We start from the raw sequence: 17211 nt of genomic DNA, 5'->3' as shown, positions 1-17211 counted from the left end.
GCGCTACGCGCGTTGACTCTAGGCTCCCCCCAAATCGGCCACACGTTGGACGGCTCTTCACCTTGAGGACGCAGAGGGAATTCATGTCTCTGGCACGTAGATTGACCGCCGCGGCCGCCGGGCTCGCGGCCATCGGCGCGCTCGCCGCCGCCGCGCCCGCGCACGGCGGCCACGGTCACGGCGGTGGCCATGACAGCCGCACCGTGGACCTCCAGCTGCTCGCCCTGAACGACTTCCACGGGAACCTGGAGCCGCCCGCCGGTTCGTCCGGCCGCGTCACCGAACTCCAGCCCGACGGCACCACGAAGACCGTCGACGCGGGCGGCGTCGAGTACCTGGCGTCCAGCCTCCGCACCGCCCGCACGGGCCACGACCGCTCGATCACCGTCGCCGCGGGCGACATCGTCGGAGCGAGCCCGCTGATTTCCGGGCTCTTCCACGACGAGCCGAGCGTCGAGGCGATGAACAAGCTCGGCCTGGACGTCACCGGCGTCGGCAACCACGAGTTCGACGAGGGCAAGGCCGAGCTGCTGCGCCTGCAGAACGGCGGCTGCCACCCGACCGACGGCTGCTACGAGCAGGGCCGGAAGTTCAAGGGTGCCGACTACTCGATCCTCTCGGCGAACGTCGTCAACGAGAAGACCGGCAAGCCGCTGCTCGCGCCCTACTCGATCCAGAACGTGAAGGGCGTGCGCGTCGGGTTCATCGGCGTCACGCTCAAGGGGACCCCGAACATCGTCTCCGCCGAGGGCGTCAAGGGCCTCAAGTTCCTCGACGAGGCCGAGACGATCAACAAGTACACCAAGGAACTGAAGCGCAAGGGCGTCAACGCCGTCGTCGCGCTCATCCACGAGGGCGGCGTCCCCGCGTCGCCCGCCTACAACTACAACTGCGACGCCGGCGGCGCCGGTTCCGGGCTGTCCGGGCCCATCGTCGACATCGCCAGGAAGACCTCGGCCGACGTGGACGCCCTCGTCACCGGCCACACCCACAACGCGTACGTCTGCACCATCCCCGACCCGGCCGGCAACCCGCGCCTGGTGACGAGCGCCTCCTCGTTCGGCCGGCTCTTCACCGAGCTCGACATGAAGTACGACCGCCGGACCCAGGACATCGTCCGCACGTCCGTCAAGGGCTCCAACCACGTCGTGAACCGCGTCCAGCCGAAGGCCGCCGACCTCACGAAGCTCGTCGACCACTGGCGCGCGCTGGCCGCCCCGGTCGCGAACCGCACCGTCGGCTACATCAGCGCGGACATCAAGGCGAACGACGCCGACGGCAACGAGTCGCCGCTCGGCGACGTCATCGCCGACGCGCAGCTCGCCTACGGCAGGACCCTCGACCCCAAGACGTCGATCGCCCTGATGAACCCCGGCGGCATCCGCACCGACCTCGTCCACGCGCCGTCCGGCAGCGAGGGCGCGGGCGTCGTCACCTACGGGGAGGGCTTCGCCGTCCAGCCGTTCAGCAACACGGTGAACCTGGTCGACCTCACGGGGGCCAAGGTCCTCACCGCGCTGCAGCAGCAGGTCAGCGGATCCAACCAGGCTTCGCCGAAGATCCTTCAGGTCTCGTCGGGGCTGACGTACACGCTGGACCTGACGAAGACGGGCGCGGAGCGGGTCGTCGCTGACAGCGTGAAGCTGGGCGGGGTTCCCCTCGACCCGGCGGCGACGTACCGCGTCGCGATGAACTCGTTCCTGGCGGGTGGCGGGGACGGGTTCGCCGCCCTCGGCTCCGGGGTCAACCCCGTTGTGGGCGGCGACGATCTCGCCGCTCTCAACGCGTACCTGACGGCGAACTCGTCGGCGGCCTCTCCGCTGGCGCCGCCGGCGGCCGACCGGATCACGGTTGTGAAGTGACCGCTGCTTCTTGAGGGGGGCCGGGGCCGGTGGCCCCGGCCCCCTTTACGTTCCTACCCGTGCCGCTACTGCCGGTGGCGCGGTCGTCGCGCCGGGGAGGCGGACGGTGGCCACGGTGCCGCCACCGCCTGCCGGGCGCAGGCTGACCTCGCCACCGGACTGCTGGACGGTGCGGGCCACGATCGACAGGCCCAGGCCGCTGCCGGGGAGACTGCGGGCCGAGGGGGAGCGCCAGAAGCGCTCGAAGACGTGCGGGAGTTCGTCGTCGGGGATGCCGGGGCCGTGGTCGCGTACGGTCAGGACACCGTGGTCGAGACGTACCTCGACCGAACCCGCCGGCGGGCTGAACTTCACCGCGTTGTCGAGCAGGTTCACCACCGCGCGTTCCAGAGCGACCGGCTCCGCGCGGACGTACCAGGGCGCCAACTCGGCCCTGATCGCCAGATCGGGCCCCCGCAGCCTGGCCCGCTCCAGCGCGGCCTCCGCGATCTCGTGCAGGGCCACCACCTGGAGCGTGGGCGCCGCGTCAGGGCGCGACAGCTCCTGAAGGTCGCCGATCAGCGCCGCCAGCTCCGTCATCTGCGCCTTCACGCTCGCGAGCAGCGCCTTGCGGTCCGCCGGGGGGATGGGCCGCCCGGCAGCTTCGCTGCGCTCCAGCAGTTCGATGTTCGTGCGGAGGGATGTCAGCGGCGTCCGGAGCTCGTGCCCCGCGTCCGCGATCAACTGCTGCTGCCGGTCCCGCGAGGACGCCAGCGCGGCTGTCATCGCGTTGAAGGACTCGGAGAGGCGGGCGATCTCGTCCTCCCCCTCGACGGGGATCCGGACGCTGAGGTCCTCGGTCCGCGCGATGTGCTCCACCGTCTCGGTGAGCCGGTCAACCGGCTTCAGCCCGGCGCGGGCGATCAGCAGGCCGGCGCCGCCGGCGCCGAGGACGCCGATGCCCGCCACGGCGAGGAGCACCCAGGCGAGGGTGCCCAACGGATCGGTGACCTCGGTGAGCGGCCGTGCGACGGATACGGCGAACGGCCCGCCGTTCACGCCCGGAATACGGCCCGACGGGTGGGTTACCACTCGCATCTGGGTCCCGTCCGCTGCCGTGACGGTGTGCAGGCTTTCGAGCTGCTCGCCCTTGGCCACCGACAGATCGCTCGCGTCATGGGGAAGCGGAACCGCGCCACCGGAGCAGACTTCGCCGCTCGCGGTGATGACCTGAACGATGTACGGACTGGGTCCGGCTGGGGGCTGGTTCGGGGCGGGAGTCGATCCGCAGGATTGGAGCAGGTTCAGAACGTATCTGTTGTCGGCATGAGCGCTCATCAGCGTCGAGTCGAGTTCCCGCATGAGCTGATTGCGCGTGATCAGCCAGCAGGAAAGTGCGACCGCCGCCACCGCCACCGCCACCGCCGCGGCGGTGAGGATCGCCAACCGCGAACGGAGTGGCAACCGCTTCATGACGTGCCGCCGTCCGGTGCCCGCAGGGCGTAGCCGACGCCTCGGACGGTGTGGACGAGACGGGGGAGGCCGTTGATCTCGGTCTTGCGGCGGAGGTACATGACGTAGACGTCGAGGGAGTTGGAGGACGGCTCGAAGTCGAAGCCCCAGACGGACTTGAGGATCTGCTCGCGGGTCAGGACCTGGCGCGGGTGGGCGAGGAACATCTCCAGCAGGGTGTACTCGGTGCGGGTGAGTTCGACGGGGCGGCCGGCGCGGGTGACCTCGCGGGTGGAGGTGTCCATGCGGAGGTCGGCGAAGGTGAGGGCGTTGTCCGCGTCGGCGGCTGCCGACGCGGCGGCGTAGGAGCTGCGGCGCAGCAGGGCGCGCAGCCGGGCGAGGAGTTCGTCGAGTTCGAAGGGCTTGACGAGGTAGTCGTCGGCGCCCGCGTCGAGGCCGGTGACGCGGTCGCCGACGGTGTCGCGGGCGGTGAGCATCAGGATGGGCACGGTCACACCCGTGGCGCGGAGCCGGCGGGCGGTGGTGAGGCCGTCCATGCGCGGCATCAGGACGTCGAGGATGATCGCGTCCGGCCGGTAGCCGTCGACCTGGTCGAGGGCGGCCATGCCGTCGGCGGCGATGGCGGTGTCGTACCCCTCGAAGGCGAGGCTGCGCTGCAGCGCTTCGCGTACGGCGGGCTCGTCGTCCACGATCAGAATGCGAGGGGTCTCGCCGTTCTCGCCGGGGCTCATGGGGGTCGCGACCTCGTGGTGGTGAAGGGGGGTGGGGACGGTTATCAGCCTCGCACGACGGCGGGGCGGCGGCGTGCAGGGCCGCGTCGCGCGGGTGCGGGGGTCGCGACCTCGGCGGCCCTGGGCGGCCGCGGGCGGGCCATCGGCATCCCGAGCGGCAGGTCGAGGTCGGCGGGGCCGGTGCGGACCGCGGCGTGCGGCGCGGGGTCGTCCGTTCCCCAGGAGACGGCGGTGGCGAGTGCGTGCCGGGCGCGGTTGATGTTGACGGTGATGTTGCTGGTCATGGGTTGTGCCTCCCCTGAGTCGAAGCTCGCGCGCGGGCCGCAGGCCGGTCGTGCGGACCGCAGGTCAGCTGGTGCCGCCGCTTCGGAGTGAGTCGAGGTCCGCCTTGACGGTGTTGATCGGGATGGAGAAGCCGAGGCCGACGCTGCCGGCGCTGCTGCCCGACGAGGACGAAGCGGCGGAGTACATCGCGGAGTTGATGCCGATGATCTCGCCGTTCATGTTGATCAGCGCGCCGCCGGAGTTGCCGGGGTTGAGGGACGCGTCGGTCTGGATGGCCTTGTAGGTGGTCGTGGAGTTGCCGGTGTCGCCGTTGTACTGGTTGCCGCCGAACTCGAACGGCCACTGGCCGGAGCCGCCGTTGCCGCCCTGGTTCTGGCCCTGGCTCTCGTCGGTGGAGACGGTGACGTCGCGGTTGAGCGCGGAGACGATGCCGCTGGTGACGGTGCCGGTCAGGCCCTCGGGTGAGCCGATGGCCACGACCTGGTCGCCGACGGCGATGCCGTCGGAGTTGCCGAGCTTGGCGGCGGTGAGGCCGCCGGCGTTGTCGACCTTGATGAGCGCGAGGTCCTTCTTGGCGTCGGTGCCGACGACCTTGGCGGTCGCGGTCTTTCCGTTGCTGTAGGTGACCTTGATGCTGCTCGCGCCGGCGATGACGTGGTTGTTGGTGACGATCTCGCCGTCGCTGGTGATGATCACGCCCGCGCCGGTGGACCGGCCGGCGCCGGAGGTCGCGCCGATCTCGACAATGCTCGGGCTGACGGCGGAGGCGACGCCGGCCACGCCGGTCTTGCTGGAGCTGGCGTTGACGGCGGCGGCCGGGGTGCTGACGGAGGAGTGCGAGGTGGTGTTGCCGATCAGCGCCACCGTTCCGCCGCCGACGACGCCCGACGCGATCGCCACCGCTACGAACAGGGCGATCGGCTTGCGGACCTTGCGCCGCGAGGTGGGGACGGGGGAGGGGCCGGGCGAGGGCTGTGCGCCGGGCGGCGGCGGGGGGTACGCCCCGCCGTGGCCGCCGTCGGCCTCGGGTGCCTGGTGGGCCGCGTACGATCCGCTGGGCCACACGGTGACCCCGGACGGGGTCGTCACGGGCTGTTCCGGCTCGTACGCCGGCGGGGGTGGGTAGGCCGCGTTCGGGTCGTAGTCGCTGTTGCCGCGGTGCGTGTGATCGGTCATGTCACTGACTCTGCGGCGGCAAGATGAGAGCTTGCTGAGCGCCCGCTGAGAAGCCCGACAGAAGTAGGTATGACCGATGTAAAGGCCAGTGGCCCCTAGAGGGCCGGGTCTTTAGCGGGGGCCTACTGACAGCCGCAGGAGGCCCGCACGACCAGCCGGGACGGGAACTGCCGCAGCCGGTCGCGGCGGGTGCCGTTGACGCGCAGCGAGTCGTCCAGGACGAGGTCCACGGCGGCGCGGGCCATCGCCTCGCGGTCCGAGGCGACCGTGGTGAGCGGCGGGTCCGTGAGGGCCGCCTCCTTCACGTCGTCGAACCCGGCGACGGCCAGTTCGCCCGGCACGTCGATCCGCAGTTCGCGCGCCGCGCGCAGCACGCCGATCGCCTGGTCGTCGGTGGCGCAGAAGATGGCGGGCGGCCTGTCCGGGCCCGCGAGCAGCCCGAGGGCGACCTGGTAGGCGTCGTAGCGGTTGTAAGGGGCCTGGAAGAGCCGGCCCTCGATGGAGCGGCCCGACTCGCGCATCGCGCGCCGCCAGCCCTCGACGTGATCGGTGACGGGGTCGCCGAGGACCGGGGTCTTCTCGGTGCCGCCCAGGCACGCCACGTACTCGTGGCCGTGCTCCAGCAGATGGCGGGTGGCGAGCTGCGCTCCGCCGATGTCGTCCGTGACCACCGCGTACTCGTCTATCGCCTCCGGCCGCTCGTGCAGCAGGACGATCCGGGCGTCCCACGCCTCTATCTCGGCGGCGGCGTTCGCGCTCGGGCCCTGGCTGATCAGGATCAGCCCGGAGACCCGCATCCCGAGGAAGGCGCGGAGGTAGTGGATCTCGCGGTCGTCCAGGTAGTCGGAGTTGCCGACGAGGACCATTTTCCCGCGGTCGGAGGCCGCCTGCTCGACCGCGTGCGCCATCTCGCCGAAGAACGGCTGACGGGCATCGGGGACGATCAGGCCTATGAGGTCCGTGCGGCGGCTGGCCATCGCCTGGGCCACACGGTCCGGGCGATAGCCGAGCTGCGCGATGGCCGCCTGCACCCGCTCGCGGGTGGCCGGGGCGACCGGCCGGGGTCCGTTGTTGATGACATAGCTGACGACGGCGGTGGACGTCCCCGCCAGCCTGGCCACATCGTCACGCGTCACCTTTGCCACGGGCCGCAGTCTACGCGGGTCCACCCCGTCCGTTACGCGGATCGGTCGGCGCTCGCACGCGCTCGGGCCTCGGCCTGGACCTGGGCTTGCGCCTGGACCTGGGCCTGCGCCTGAGCCTGGGCTTGCGCCTGGGCCTGGGCCTGCGCCTTCGCGGCTTCCTCGGCGGCCCGCTCGACCTTTTCCGGGGTGACGAAGCGGTAGCCGACGTTTCGGACGGTACCGATCAGGGATTCGTGCTCGGGGCCGAGCTTCGCGCGCAGTCGCCGTACGTGGACGTCCACCGTTCGGGTGCCGCCGAAGTAGTCGTAACCCCAGACCTCCTGGAGCAGCTGCGCGCGGGTGAAGACCCGGCCCGGGTGCTGCGCGAGGTATTTGATCAGCTCGAACTCCTTGAAGGTCAGGTCCAGGACCCGGCCCTTGAGCTTCGCGCTGTACGTCGCCTCGTCGACCGACAGGTCGCCGTTGCGGATCTCCATCGGGCTGTCGTCGACGCCGATCTGCTGGCGGCCCATCGCGAGCCGCAGCCGCGCCTCGACCTCGGCGGGACCAGCCGTGTCGAGCAGGACGTCGTCGATGCCCCAGTCGGCGGTGACGGCGGCGAGCCCGCCCTCCGTGACGACCAGGACCAGCGGACAGCCGGGACCCGTCGAGCGGAGCAGCTGGCACAGCGAGCGGACCTGGGGCAGGTCACGGCGGCCGTCGATCAGGATGACGTCGGCGCCCGGGGTGTCCACCAGGGCCGGTCCTTCGGCCGGCGCGACGCGGACGCTGTGGAGCAGCAGTCCGAGAGCGGGAAGTACTTCGGTCGACGGCTGGAGCGCGTTCGTGAGGAGCAGGAGAGAACTCACTGTGTGCTCCCGACGGTCGTCCGGTACTGCTGCACGCTTTGCTTGCCCATTTGCGAACCCTCCTCGGTCCCTGCGAGGACGTACCTGGTGAAGCGGTGTTTCAGAAAGCGGCGTCTCAATATTCGGTCAGAACAGCTGGTTCAGAAAGCACGAAAGGACCCGGGGGCGACGCTGCCCGGATCCTCTTCCCCAGGAGAATAGCCCACATGGAGAGCCTCAGTGAGTCCCTGAACGGGCCTTTGTGTGTTTCATCGATCACTTCGGGTGCTCGGCGTGCGGTTCTGTTGACGGAGGACGGCGTACGAATCGAGGCCGAACACCGGCCGTCGGACGGCGGAACTCCGCGCGCTGGGATTGGGCCGTACGAGGGCTGCGCGATCGTCGTGGCGCACGGTTTCACGGGGGCCCTGGAGCGGCCGGCGATCCGCCGGGCGGCCGAGGTGTTCGCCGAGTTCGCGGGCGTGATCACCTTCTCGTTCCGGGGCCACGGCGGCTCCGGCGGCCGGTCCACCGTCGGTGACCTGGAAGTTCTCGACCTTGACGCGGCCGTGGGGTGGGCGCGACGCCTGGGGTACCGGAGGGTGGTCACGGTCGGCTTCTCGATGGGCGGCTCGGTCGTGCTCCGGCACGCGGCGCGGCCCGCGGAGGCGCTGGAGGGGCGCATCGGAGCACCGTCCAGTGGGCGCCGGCTGGGCGGCGCCCCCGACGCCGTCGTCGCGGTGAGCGCGCCGGCGCGCTGGTACTACCGCGGGACGGCGCCGATGCGCCGGCTGCACTGGGTGGTCACCCGGCCGACCGGCCGGCTCGTCTCACGCCTCGGACTCGGGACCCGGATCCACCCGCACCAGTGGAACCCCGTCCCGCTCTCCCCGATCGAGTCCGCGGCGCTGATCGCCCCGACGCCGCTGCTGATCGTGCACGGCGACCGGGACGCGTACTTCCCGCTCGACCACCCCACATCGCTGGCGGGCGCCGCGGGGGAGGCGGCCGAGCTGTGGATCGAGTCCGGGTTCGGCCACGCCGAGAACGCGGCCGACGAGCACCTGCTGCGCCGCGTCGGGGCCTGGCTCGGCACGGTCTGACCGGCCCCGCGCCGGGGCTCACGACCCGGGTCCCGGGCGGGTGTCATCATGGACGGCGGCTGTACCTCACAGGAGCCGCAGGGCCCCGTGAGACCGCGAAGACAACGACAAGGAACCGCTATGGCGGCAAGCGACATCCCGGTGAGGCCCGCCCCAGGCGCCGGCACGATCCGCTACTGGGCCGCGGCCAAGGCAGCGGCCGGCACGGCCGAGGAGCCCTACCGCGCCGCCACGCTGGCGGAGGCGCTCGCCGCTGCGCGCGAACGGCACGCGCGGCAGCCGGAGTTCGCTCGCGTGCTGCTGAGGTGCTCGTTCCTGGTCGACGGCGACCCCGTCGGGACCCGCGACCACGCGGGTGTGGCCCTGGCCGACGGCGGCACCGTCGAGGTCCTTCCGCCGTTCGCGGGTGGGTGAACATGACCTCCTCCGACTGGAACCCGAACCAGAACCAGAACCCGAACTTCGACCCGGACGCGTACGACCCGTACGCGGGCGGGCAGCCGCAGGCGCACCCCGGGCCGATGCCGCCCGCGGAGCCGTGGCCGAACCAGCAGGGCCAGCAGGGCCAGCAGTACGGGGGCGGCTACCCAGCACCCGGTTACGACGCTCCCGCGCAGCAGCCGTACGGCGATCAGCACCACGACGCGTACGGCGCCCCGGCGCCCCAGTACGGGCAGTACCCGTCGTACGACCCGGCGCGCGAGGGAGACCACACCGCCGTGCTGCCCGCCATCGACGACTTCCCCGCGCAGGCCGCCCAGCTCGCCCAGTCCGCCCAGGAGCCGGCGCCGGAGCCGCGCGCCGGTGGCAGGCGTGCCGCCCGCGGACGGGCCGCGGCGCCCGCCGCCGGGCAGCGCACTGGTTCGCCGATCATCGCGCCCGGCATGCAGCCGGCCGCGCTGACCGCCGTCCTCGCCCTGCTGATCGCGGGCGGGGCCGTCGTCGGCCGTCCCGGGCTCGCGCTCGTGGTGGCGGCCCTGCAGGCCGTCACCGCCGCCGGCTGGTTCCGGCTGAACGGCATGTGGCCGGCCCGGCAGGGCATCGTGCTGGCTTTCCTCTCGGGCGTCACCGCGGACATCGCGCTGCTCGCGACGGACGGCGAGAACGTTCCGGCCGTGGTCGTCGGCACGCTGGGGACGTGGCTGCTGCTCATCCTCGTGCTGCAGATGCGCCACCGCGGGACGACGGACGAGCGGCTGGCCTCGCTGACGGCCACCTCGGCGTCGACACTGATGACCGTTCTGGCCACCGGGTTCCTCGCGGTCGCCTGGACACCCGGCGGCAGCGATCCGGTGGTGGTCGGCGCGGTGGCGGTCGCCGTCGCGACGCTCGCCCGCGCCCTGCCGCTGCCCGGCTCCGCCTCCGTCGTGGTGGCCGTGCTCGCCGCCGCGGGCAGCGGCATCGTCACCGGCCGGCTGACCGACCTCGGCACCCAGGGCGCGCTGCTCGGCCTGGCCGCCGGTGCCTGCGCCGTCATCGGGCTGCGCGTCGCCAGCTACGACTTCCCGTCGCGCTTCGTCCACTTCACCGCGGGCGTCGCGCTCCCCCTGACGGCCGCGGCTCCGGTCGTGTACGTACTGGGCCGGGTCCTCACGGGCTGACCGCGGCACCCAGGCCTCCGGGACCGTGCGGGCCGCTGTCACAACCTCTCGACAAACGACAGCGGTCCGCCCGGACGCCGGGGGAAGGCGGTTAGTGTCGGTCGATCAAGCCTGAACCGGGGGAGAGCAATGCGAGCCGCACGGATACTCCTGATCGTCCTCGTCGTCCTCGGCGGGCTGTTCGTCGCGGCCGACCGCATCGCCGTCTCGGTGGCCGAGGACAAGGCGGCCGAACGCGCTCAGCAGACCCAGGGGCTGAGCTCGAAGCCCGACATATCGATCAAGGGCTTCCCGTTCCTGACGCAGGTCGCCTCGGACAAGCTGGACGATGTCAGGATCACCGCGCATGACATCCAGGCGGGCACCGGCACCGAGCGGCTGCGGATCGACAGTTTCACCGCCGACCTGCGCGGGGTGACCCTCTCCGGCAACTACCAGCGCGCCGTCGCCGACACGGCGGACGGCTCGGCGTTCATCACCTACGCGGACCTGTCGGCCGCCGCGCCTCCGGGCGTGACGGTGGCGTACGGGGGCGCGAACAAGGACGGCAAGGGCAAGGTCCGGGTGACCGGCACCGTCACGGGCGTGCCGGTGCTCGGGACGGTCAAGCGCAGCGTCACGAGCGTGGTCAGCGTCGAGAACGGCAACACGGTGCGCCTGCACGCCGACGTGATCCCGGGCGTCGGCTCCATCCCCGGCCTCGACAAGCTGATCCGCGACAAGATCGACTTCACCCGGAGTCTGGTGGGCCTGCCCACCGGCATCAAGGTCCAGTCGGTCGTGACGACCCCGAGCGGCATCTCGGTGGCTGCGTCCGGGACGAACGTCGTTCTCGCGGGCTGAGACGGCGCCGTCCGCACCTCAGTCAGAAACACCGACTGAACGGCTGCCGCGCCCGCCCCGCAAGGCTCAACCCCTCCCGCGTCCCAATATTCGGACAATCTTGTCTCGGTATATGACACGCTGGTGACACTTCTGGGGAGGTTTCCCTACGATCGGGGTCATGAAGCGACAGGCGGATCTCACGAAGCGGCGGGCAGTCGACCTGTGCCGCGTCGCCGCCAGTCTCTGTCGCATGCCATAGGGGCGGCAGCCTTCTACGTACCGGACCAGGCCCGACGGCCGTTCGTGTGCGCCTGCCTCCCCGGCGTTTCTCTCGCACATTCTGCGCAATGTCGCGCCCCGTCTTGGCGCATCCGTACTGCCCCGGAGGAGAACAAAATGAGCCGCAGTGACGTCCTTGTGGACGCCGATTGGGTCCAGAGCCACATCGACGACCCCAAGGTGGTGATCGTCGAGGTCGACGAGGACACCTCGGCCTACGAGAAGAACCACATCCGTAACGCCGTGCGTATCGACTGGAAGTCCGACCTCCAGGACCCGGTCCGCCGCGACTTCGTCGACCAGGCCGGCTTCGAGGCACTGCTCTCGGCCAAGGGCATCGGCAACGACGACACCGTGGTCCTCTACGGCGGCAACAACAACTGGTTCGCCTCGTACGCCTACTGGTACTTCAAGCTCTACGGCCACGACAGCGTCAAGCTGCTCGACGGCGGCCGCAAGAAGTGGGAGCTCGACTCCCGCGACCTGGTCGCCGAGGTCCCCCAGCGGGCCACCACCACGTACCGGGCCAAGGAGCAGGACACCTCGATCCGCGCGTACCGTGACGACGCCGTCGCCGCGATCAACACCCTGAACCTGGTCGACGTCCGCTCGCCCGACGAGTTCTCGGGCAAGCTGCTGGCCCCGGCCCACCTCCCGCAGGAGCAGTCGCAGCGCCCGGGCCACATCCCGAGCGCCCGCAACATCCCGTGGTCGAAGAACGCCAACGACGACGGCACCTTCAAGTCCGACGAAGAGCTCACCAAGCTCTACCAGGACGAGAACGTCGACCTGGCGAAGGACACCATCGCGTACTGCCGCATCGGTGAGCGCTCCGCGCTCACCTGGTTCGTGCTGCACGAGCTGCTCGACCAGCCGAACGTCAAGAACTACGACGGCTCCTGGACCGAGTACGGCTCCCTCGTCGGCGTGCCGATCGAGCTCGGCGCCAACGCCTGAGTCCGGTTACAGACCCGATCAAGACGACCCCTCAAAGGATCAGACATGTGTGGAGCAAAGGCCGGCGGCCCGGACTTGGCAGGAGTTGACGTGGCGAGCGAGACGATCATTCAGGGTTCGGTGACCCGCGACGGCGAGCCCATCAGCGGCTACGTCCGTCTGCTCGACGGCGGCGGCGAGTTCACCGCGGAGGTCCCGACCTCGGCGACCGGACAGTTCCGCTTCTTCGCCGCCCCCGGCACCTGGACGCTGCGCGCCCTCGTCCCGGGCGCCACGGTGGACCGTACGGTCGTGGCCCAGCAGGGCGCGGCGGCCGACGTGGCCATCGCCGTCTGAAGCCTGTCCTGACCGATCGCCGTCGAGCTGTCCCTCGACGGCGACCGAACGGCCGAAGGGCCGCACTCCCGGGTTCCGTGTCCGGGGTTGCGGCCCTTCGCGCTGTCCGGATGCCCGGCCCGGACGTACCGTGGATCTATGGACGCACGCCGGCGTCGCCACTGGTACTTCGCCATGATGGGCAGCTGCATCCTGCTGTTCGTCCTGGCGTGGGGCGTGGTGCGCCTGTGGTCGGTGCCGGCGGCCGTCGCGATGTGCGTGGTCGCGATGGTGATCCCGCCGCTCGCCGCCATCGTGGGAAACCGGCGCGAGCCCGGCGACTTCTGGGACGATCCGGCCGACAGCTGGCTGGAGGACGAGCCGGCGGACGACTCCTGGATTCGTGACGAGGAGGCGGCGCGGGCCCGCGCGGCCGGAAAGCGGCCGGACGACGGGAACGGCGGCTTCGACGGCCCGACTCAGTAGACGAGGGCCTGGACGCCGTCGGCCATGACCTCCTGCACGAAGACCTGGGCGCCCGCGATGCGCACGCCCGCGATGACGTCCTTCTCCCCGATGTCCCGGCGCGCCGCGCACTGGGTGCAGAGAGTGATGCCGCCGCCGGCGAGGATCCCGTCGATCAGATCCGGCAGCGGTGCGGCGTGCGGGAGTTCGAACTCCGCGGCGCGGCCCGGAAGCGCGAACCACGCGGACTCGCCGGTGAGCCACAGCGAGACCTCCACCCCGCTGGCCACCGCTACCGCCGCCACCGTGAACGCCTGCGAGCAGCGCTCGGGCGCGTCCGCGCCCGCTGTCACCTTGATCACGAGCTTCTTCGCCATGAGGCCAGGCTAGAGCCTGTCTTCACCTTCGCGCCTGCCCGGCGGGCGGACGCCGCCAAGGTGAGGGCAGGCCCCAGCGACTTTCCCATCCGTCACATGAGCCCCATCTGTGTCCCATGTCACGGCAAAAGGATTGTGGGGTCGCCGTGTCGGCTGGACATAATGCGGTTCCACTCGCAATGCGACACGCGTGCGAGTGCGAGTGCGTGTTTGTGCCCGGGGGGGCTTCCTGTGGAACCTGTACGCCGTCGAGGCGCCGTCATCGCGGTGTCCGTCGGAATCGGCATGCTCGCGCTCATCGGCGTAACGGCCGGAGCCGTGGTGGCACTCGGCTCCTCGTCCGGCCACGCCGAGGAGGCCGCATCCGCGTCCGCCGCGCCGACCGTCGCGGCGACGGGCCCGTCGGCCGGCGCGACGACCTCCCCGAGCGCCGCACCGTCCGCGTCCGGCGCATCCACCGTCAAGGGCCAGGTCAGCCAGGGCGCGCACACCGGTGACCTGCGCTACTTCCTGCTTCCGCCGCCGAAGGACGCCGAGGTGTACGGCGACGAGGCGGGCAGCGCGCTCACCGCCGCCGAGATCGCGAGCACCGCGTCCGACGAAGCCGAGATGAAGCGCGCCCTGAGCGAATACGGCTTCAAGGCCGGCGCCTTCCGTACGTACCTCACCGCGGGCGGCGCCACCGAAGTCACCGTCAAGCTGAGCCGCTTCGCGGACTCCGCCTCGGCCGCCGGGTACTACAACGCCCACTACTTCGAGGGCACCAAGCTCACCCTGACGGGTGGTTACCCGGCCCGCGCCTACCACCTGAAGTCCGCCTCCGCGGAGAGCACGGACTCGCTGCTGGCCATCTCGTACCAGGGCGACGTGCACATCACCGTCACCGTGACGGGTGGCAAGACCGCTGATCCCAAGCTGCTCCAGACCCTGCTGGACGCGCAGTACCAGCGCCTCAAGACCGGCCGCTGAGCACGTCCTTCCTCCTCTCCCGTCCCGCTCTTTTTCGCATCGCCTCCTGTGGAGACCGCCATGTCCGAAGACACCCCTGCGCCGGCACCTGAGCCGCCACCGGAACCGCTTCCGGTGGCGCCGGAGCGCAAGCCGCGCCGCCGTGGCCGCACCACGCTGCTGATCGCCGTAGCGGCCGTCCTCGGCGTCCTCGCGGGCGCCGGCACCGGCTACAGGATCCAGCAGGACCGCCCGGAAACCCCGCTCCCGCCGCTGGCCCAGCCCCAGCTCGTCCAGCCGGCGGGCGCGGCGGCCCCCGCCGCCCCGCTGACGGCCGCCGACGACCACCTCGTGAAGACCGATGGGGACCTGCGCAAGCTGCTGGTGGAGCGGCCGAAGGGCGCGAAGCAGTCGGAGATCGCGGAGGGTGTGGACGGCTGGGCGTCGCTCGCTGAGTACGCGTCCGGCTACGACGAGCCGGGAGACATGTTCCAGGAGATGAGCACGAACCAATTCCGGCGTGCCGCGGTCACCTCCTGGGACAGCGAGAACCACACCCATACCGATCTCCGACTGCTGCAGTTCCGCGACCAGTCAACGTCATTCGCCGATGCCCTGTTCCAGGGACAGGAGCGGTACATGCCGCAGGACAAGTACGCGGGCAACGGCGGGACGGCGATCCCGAACGACACGGACGGCCGCGTCTGGGTCTACTCCGAGCCCGAGACCAAGGAGGGCTACGAACCCCTCTACCGGGCACGGGGGTTGGCGCGGCGCGGTGACATCGTGATGGACGTCTGGATCTTCTCGTCCTCTCCGATCAGCACGGCCACCATCCTGGATGTTTCCAAGCGGCAGTTGGAGCGACTGTGAGCAACGAGGAGAACCCCGTGGCCCCGGAGCCGGACGCTCGGCCGGAGACCGGGGCAGTGGCCCCCGAGCCCGAGCCCGAGCCCGAGCCCGCGGCGGCACCTGCCGCAGAGCCCGAGACCGTACCCGAGACCCCGGCGGTATCTGAGCTCGAGCCCGCGGTGGAACCCGCGGCCGAGTCCGAAACGGCGCCTGTCGCGGAGCTCGCGACGGAACCTGCGGCGGAGCCCGGAGCGGCGCCCGTGCCCAAGTCGCGCCGTGGCCTCGCGCTCGGCATCGCCGCCGCGCTCGTCGCGGTAGCGGCTGGTGGCGGTATCGGCTACGCCGTACTGCACCACGACGACGCGGCGGACAAGAAGGCGGCCGAAGCGCCCTGGAAGGCCCCGGCCCCGGCCAAAACCGGCGAGTTCGGTGCCAGGTCCGGCGGCAGCCACTATGGCCGACTCGGAAAGCTGCTGCTCCCGATGCCCGACTCCTACGAACCCGGCCCCGACGTGCATGAGTTCGGCAACGACGTTGAACTGGACGGCAAGCAGGCGGCTTCGATGATGAAGGGCAGCGTCAGCCGGCTGTCCAAGAAGAACCGCAAAGCGGTCGAGAAGGCCATCGACGACCTGCGTCTGCAGGGCGCGGGCATGCGCACGTACACGTCGGGCGACGGCTCCTACGTCGTCGAGATACAGATCGTGCAGATGCAGAACAAGCAGGCCGCGGCCGCCAGGACCCAGTACTTCGACGAGTTCACGAAGGCGCTGGGGATCTTCCGCAACGGTCCGAAGATCGCGGGTCACGACAAGGCGCGCTGTGTGCTGCCGCCCACCGAACCCGGCGAGAAGCTGGACGAGATGACCTGCCAGGCCACCGAAGGCGACCTGCTGGTGACGATGGACGTGACCGGCTCCGTGCCGCTGCACAAGACCGAGGCGGCGGACCTGCTCAAGCAGCAGCTCGACCGCATCCAGGACCCGGGGGTGGCGGCATGACCGACCAGTCGATCGCACCGAAGGACGAGAAGCCGCAGGACGCGGACGTGAAGGCCGCCGAGCCCGAGCCGACGCCCGAGCTCAAGGTGGAACAGGAGCCCGAGCCCGCGCCCGAGCCCGCCGCCGAAGGCCTTCCGCCGGTACCGCCCCTCCCGGAAAGCCCGCCGCAGGCGGACGCCGTGCTGCCCGTCGAACCGAGGAAACCACGCCGCGTGCTGCGCGCGACGCTGCGCTGGACGGCGGCCGTGCTGGTCTTCGGCGCGCTCGGCGGCGGCGTCGCGTACGGAGTCACCCAGCCCGAGCGCACCGAGATCCCCGGTCTGGAGACCCCGGGCGACGGCCGCTGGGAGTACCCACGGCTCGCCCTGCCCAGGCTGCCCGCGGGCAAGCCCGCCGCACTGGACACCACCCTCAACCGCGGCGGCCGTCACTACGCCGATATGCGGTCGCTCCTGCTGCCGGCTCCCGAGGGTGCCAAGCCGGATCCGGCCTTCCCCGGGGAGAAGGGCTGGCTGCCCACCGACCGGTACCTGAAGCTGTTCGGTGCGCGCGGCGCGGAGCCGCAGGGCCGGTATCTGGTCCAGGAGGGGCTGCGGCACATCGCGGCCCGCGCCTGGACCATGCCGGACGGAACGCGGGCCGAGATCTACCTGCTGCAGTTCTCGACCGGGACGTACGTAGAGCGCTACCGCGACGAGCTGAGCCGCACCCCGCTGGACGGCGCGCCCACGGTCGACACGGACCGGGACCTGGACAGCAACGGCGCCATGGCCGGTGCCTCGCTGTACCAGTACGTGGAGTCGGGGTCCAGCGGAGCGGCCCAGCTCCGCTACGGGCTCATCTCCGCGGGCGACACCCTCGGCCTCGTCGTCCTGTCCCACGCCGGCGCGATGCCCGCCGTGCCGTTCCGGCAGACGATCACGCTCCAGGCCCAGCTCCTGGGCTGAGCCCAGCGGCCATCCGGGCCCTTCCGGGCCCCGCCCCGGCCCGCCACGGTCACGGGGACGCAC

The 17211-nt window shown here is 71.2% G+C and carries 20 protein-coding genes; 13 read left to right on the top strand and 7 right to left on the bottom strand.

Annotated elements, in window-relative coordinates; all coding sequences use genetic code 11:
* Positions 1–83: 83 nt before the first annotated feature.
* Positions 84–1862 (top strand): bifunctional metallophosphatase/5'-nucleotidase, encoded by a 1779-nt coding sequence (locus tag O3X23_RS16065; protein WP_269272050.1) that lies wholly within the window; start codon positions 84–86, stop codon positions 1860–1862.
* A 45-nt stretch (positions 1863–1907) separates the two neighbouring features.
* Here the strand turns inward: O3X23_RS16065 and O3X23_RS16060 are convergent, their stop codons facing one another.
* The 6 genes from O3X23_RS16060 to O3X23_RS16035 form a co-directional block, all read right to left on the bottom strand.
* Positions 1908–3314, bottom strand: coding sequence for a HAMP domain-containing sensor histidine kinase (locus O3X23_RS16060; RefSeq protein ID WP_269272049.1), 1407 nt, complete (start codon positions 3312–3314; stop codon positions 1908–1910).
* The gene (locus O3X23_RS16055) at positions 3311–4045 is read right to left on the bottom strand and encodes a response regulator transcription factor (protein ID WP_269272048.1); all 735 of its coding nucleotides are present in this window, start codon (positions 4043–4045) and stop codon (positions 3311–3313) included. The genes O3X23_RS16060 and O3X23_RS16055 overlap by 4 nt, the downstream gene beginning before the upstream one ends.
* Before the next feature lie 44 nt (positions 4046–4089).
* On the bottom strand, positions 4090–4329 hold the full coding sequence (locus O3X23_RS16050) for a hypothetical protein (RefSeq protein ID WP_269272047.1): 240 nt from the start codon (positions 4327–4329) through the stop codon (positions 4090–4092).
* Between the two features lie 64 nt (positions 4330–4393).
* On the bottom strand, positions 4394–5506 hold the full coding sequence (locus tag O3X23_RS16045) for a S1C family serine protease (RefSeq protein WP_269272046.1): 1113 nt from the start codon (positions 5504–5506) through the stop codon (positions 4394–4396).
* A gap of 122 nt (positions 5507–5628) precedes the next feature.
* A complete protein-coding gene (locus O3X23_RS16040) occupies positions 5629–6651 on the bottom strand; it encodes a LacI family DNA-binding transcriptional regulator (RefSeq protein WP_269272045.1) in 1023 nt (340 codons plus the stop codon).
* Between the two features lie 32 nt (positions 6652–6683).
* Positions 6684–7499, bottom strand: coding sequence for a response regulator transcription factor (locus O3X23_RS16035; protein WP_269272044.1), 816 nt, complete (start codon positions 7497–7499; stop codon positions 6684–6686).
* A 206-nt stretch (positions 7500–7705) separates the two neighbouring features.
* On the opposite strand from O3X23_RS16035, the gene O3X23_RS16030 reads away from it, so the two are divergent.
* From O3X23_RS16030 to O3X23_RS44185, 8 genes are all read left to right on the top strand, one after another.
* Entirely contained in the window at positions 7706–8581 is an 876-nt protein-coding gene (locus tag O3X23_RS16030; RefSeq protein WP_269272043.1) for an alpha/beta fold hydrolase, read from the top strand.
* Positions 8582–8701: 120 nt separating this feature from the next.
* The gene (locus O3X23_RS16025; RefSeq protein ID WP_269272042.1) at positions 8702–8995 is read left to right on the top strand and encodes a MoaD/ThiS family protein; all 294 of its coding nucleotides are present in this window, start codon (positions 8702–8704) and stop codon (positions 8993–8995) included.
* Between the two features lie 2 nt (positions 8996–8997).
* Positions 8998–10182 (top strand): hypothetical protein, encoded by a 1185-nt coding sequence (locus O3X23_RS16020; RefSeq protein ID WP_269272041.1) that lies wholly within the window; start codon positions 8998–9000, stop codon positions 10180–10182.
* A gap of 129 nt (positions 10183–10311) precedes the next feature.
* Positions 10312–11025: an LmeA family phospholipid-binding protein gene (locus O3X23_RS16015; protein WP_269272040.1), complete on the top strand. Its 714-nt coding sequence runs from the start codon at positions 10312–10314 to the stop codon at positions 11023–11025.
* Positions 11026–11185: 160 nt separating this feature from the next.
* Entirely contained in the window at positions 11186–11266 is an 81-nt protein-coding gene (locus O3X23_RS44190; RefSeq protein WP_358789501.1) for an Ms5788A family Cys-rich leader peptide, read from the top strand.
* Positions 11267–11403: 137 nt separating this feature from the next.
* A complete protein-coding gene (locus O3X23_RS16010) occupies positions 11404–12243 on the top strand; it encodes a sulfurtransferase (RefSeq protein ID WP_269272039.1) in 840 nt (279 codons plus the stop codon).
* A 45-nt stretch (positions 12244–12288) separates the two neighbouring features.
* Positions 12289–12579: a DUF1416 domain-containing protein gene (locus O3X23_RS16005; protein WP_138354054.1), complete on the top strand. Its 291-nt coding sequence runs from the start codon at positions 12289–12291 to the stop codon at positions 12577–12579.
* Positions 12580–12717: 138 nt separating this feature from the next.
* The gene (locus tag O3X23_RS44185) at positions 12718–13044 is read left to right on the top strand and encodes a DUF3099 domain-containing protein (RefSeq protein WP_443047861.1); all 327 of its coding nucleotides are present in this window, start codon (positions 12718–12720) and stop codon (positions 13042–13044) included.
* Here O3X23_RS44185 and O3X23_RS15995 read toward each other — a convergent pair.
* A complete protein-coding gene (locus O3X23_RS15995; protein ID WP_269272037.1) occupies positions 13038–13400 on the bottom strand; it encodes a DsrE family protein in 363 nt (120 codons plus the stop codon). The two genes, O3X23_RS44185 and O3X23_RS15995, sit on opposite strands and share 7 nt — an antisense overlap.
* A 231-nt stretch (positions 13401–13631) precedes the next feature.
* Here O3X23_RS15995 and O3X23_RS15990 point away from each other — a divergent pair, with 231 nt between their 5' ends.
* Genes O3X23_RS15990 through O3X23_RS15975 form a run of 4 tightly spaced genes read left to right on the top strand, consistent with a single transcriptional unit; the run spans position 13632 to position 17148 of the window.
* A complete protein-coding gene (locus tag O3X23_RS15990) occupies positions 13632–14369 on the top strand; it encodes a hypothetical protein (RefSeq protein WP_269272036.1) in 738 nt (245 codons plus the stop codon).
* Positions 14370–14429: 60 nt separating this feature from the next.
* On the top strand, positions 14430–15221 hold the full coding sequence (locus O3X23_RS15985; protein ID WP_269272035.1) for a hypothetical protein: 792 nt from the start codon (positions 14430–14432) through the stop codon (positions 15219–15221).
* Positions 15218–16201: a hypothetical protein gene (locus tag O3X23_RS15980; RefSeq protein ID WP_269272034.1), complete on the top strand. Its 984-nt coding sequence runs from the start codon at positions 15218–15220 to the stop codon at positions 16199–16201. Before O3X23_RS15985 ends, O3X23_RS15980 begins: the two co-directional genes overlap by 4 nt.
* On the top strand, positions 16198–17148 hold the full coding sequence (locus O3X23_RS15975) for a hypothetical protein (protein ID WP_269272033.1): 951 nt from the start codon (positions 16198–16200) through the stop codon (positions 17146–17148). The genes O3X23_RS15980 and O3X23_RS15975 overlap by 4 nt, the downstream gene beginning before the upstream one ends.
* Positions 17149–17211: the final 63 nt, after the last annotated feature.

Source organism: Streptomyces sp. H39-S7, assembly GCF_027158205.1.
Classification (GTDB): domain Bacteria; phylum Actinomycetota; class Actinomycetes; order Streptomycetales; family Streptomycetaceae; genus Actinacidiphila.
Note: the sequence above shows the minus strand (reverse complement) of the source record. Positions and strands in the feature narration are given on the sequence as shown.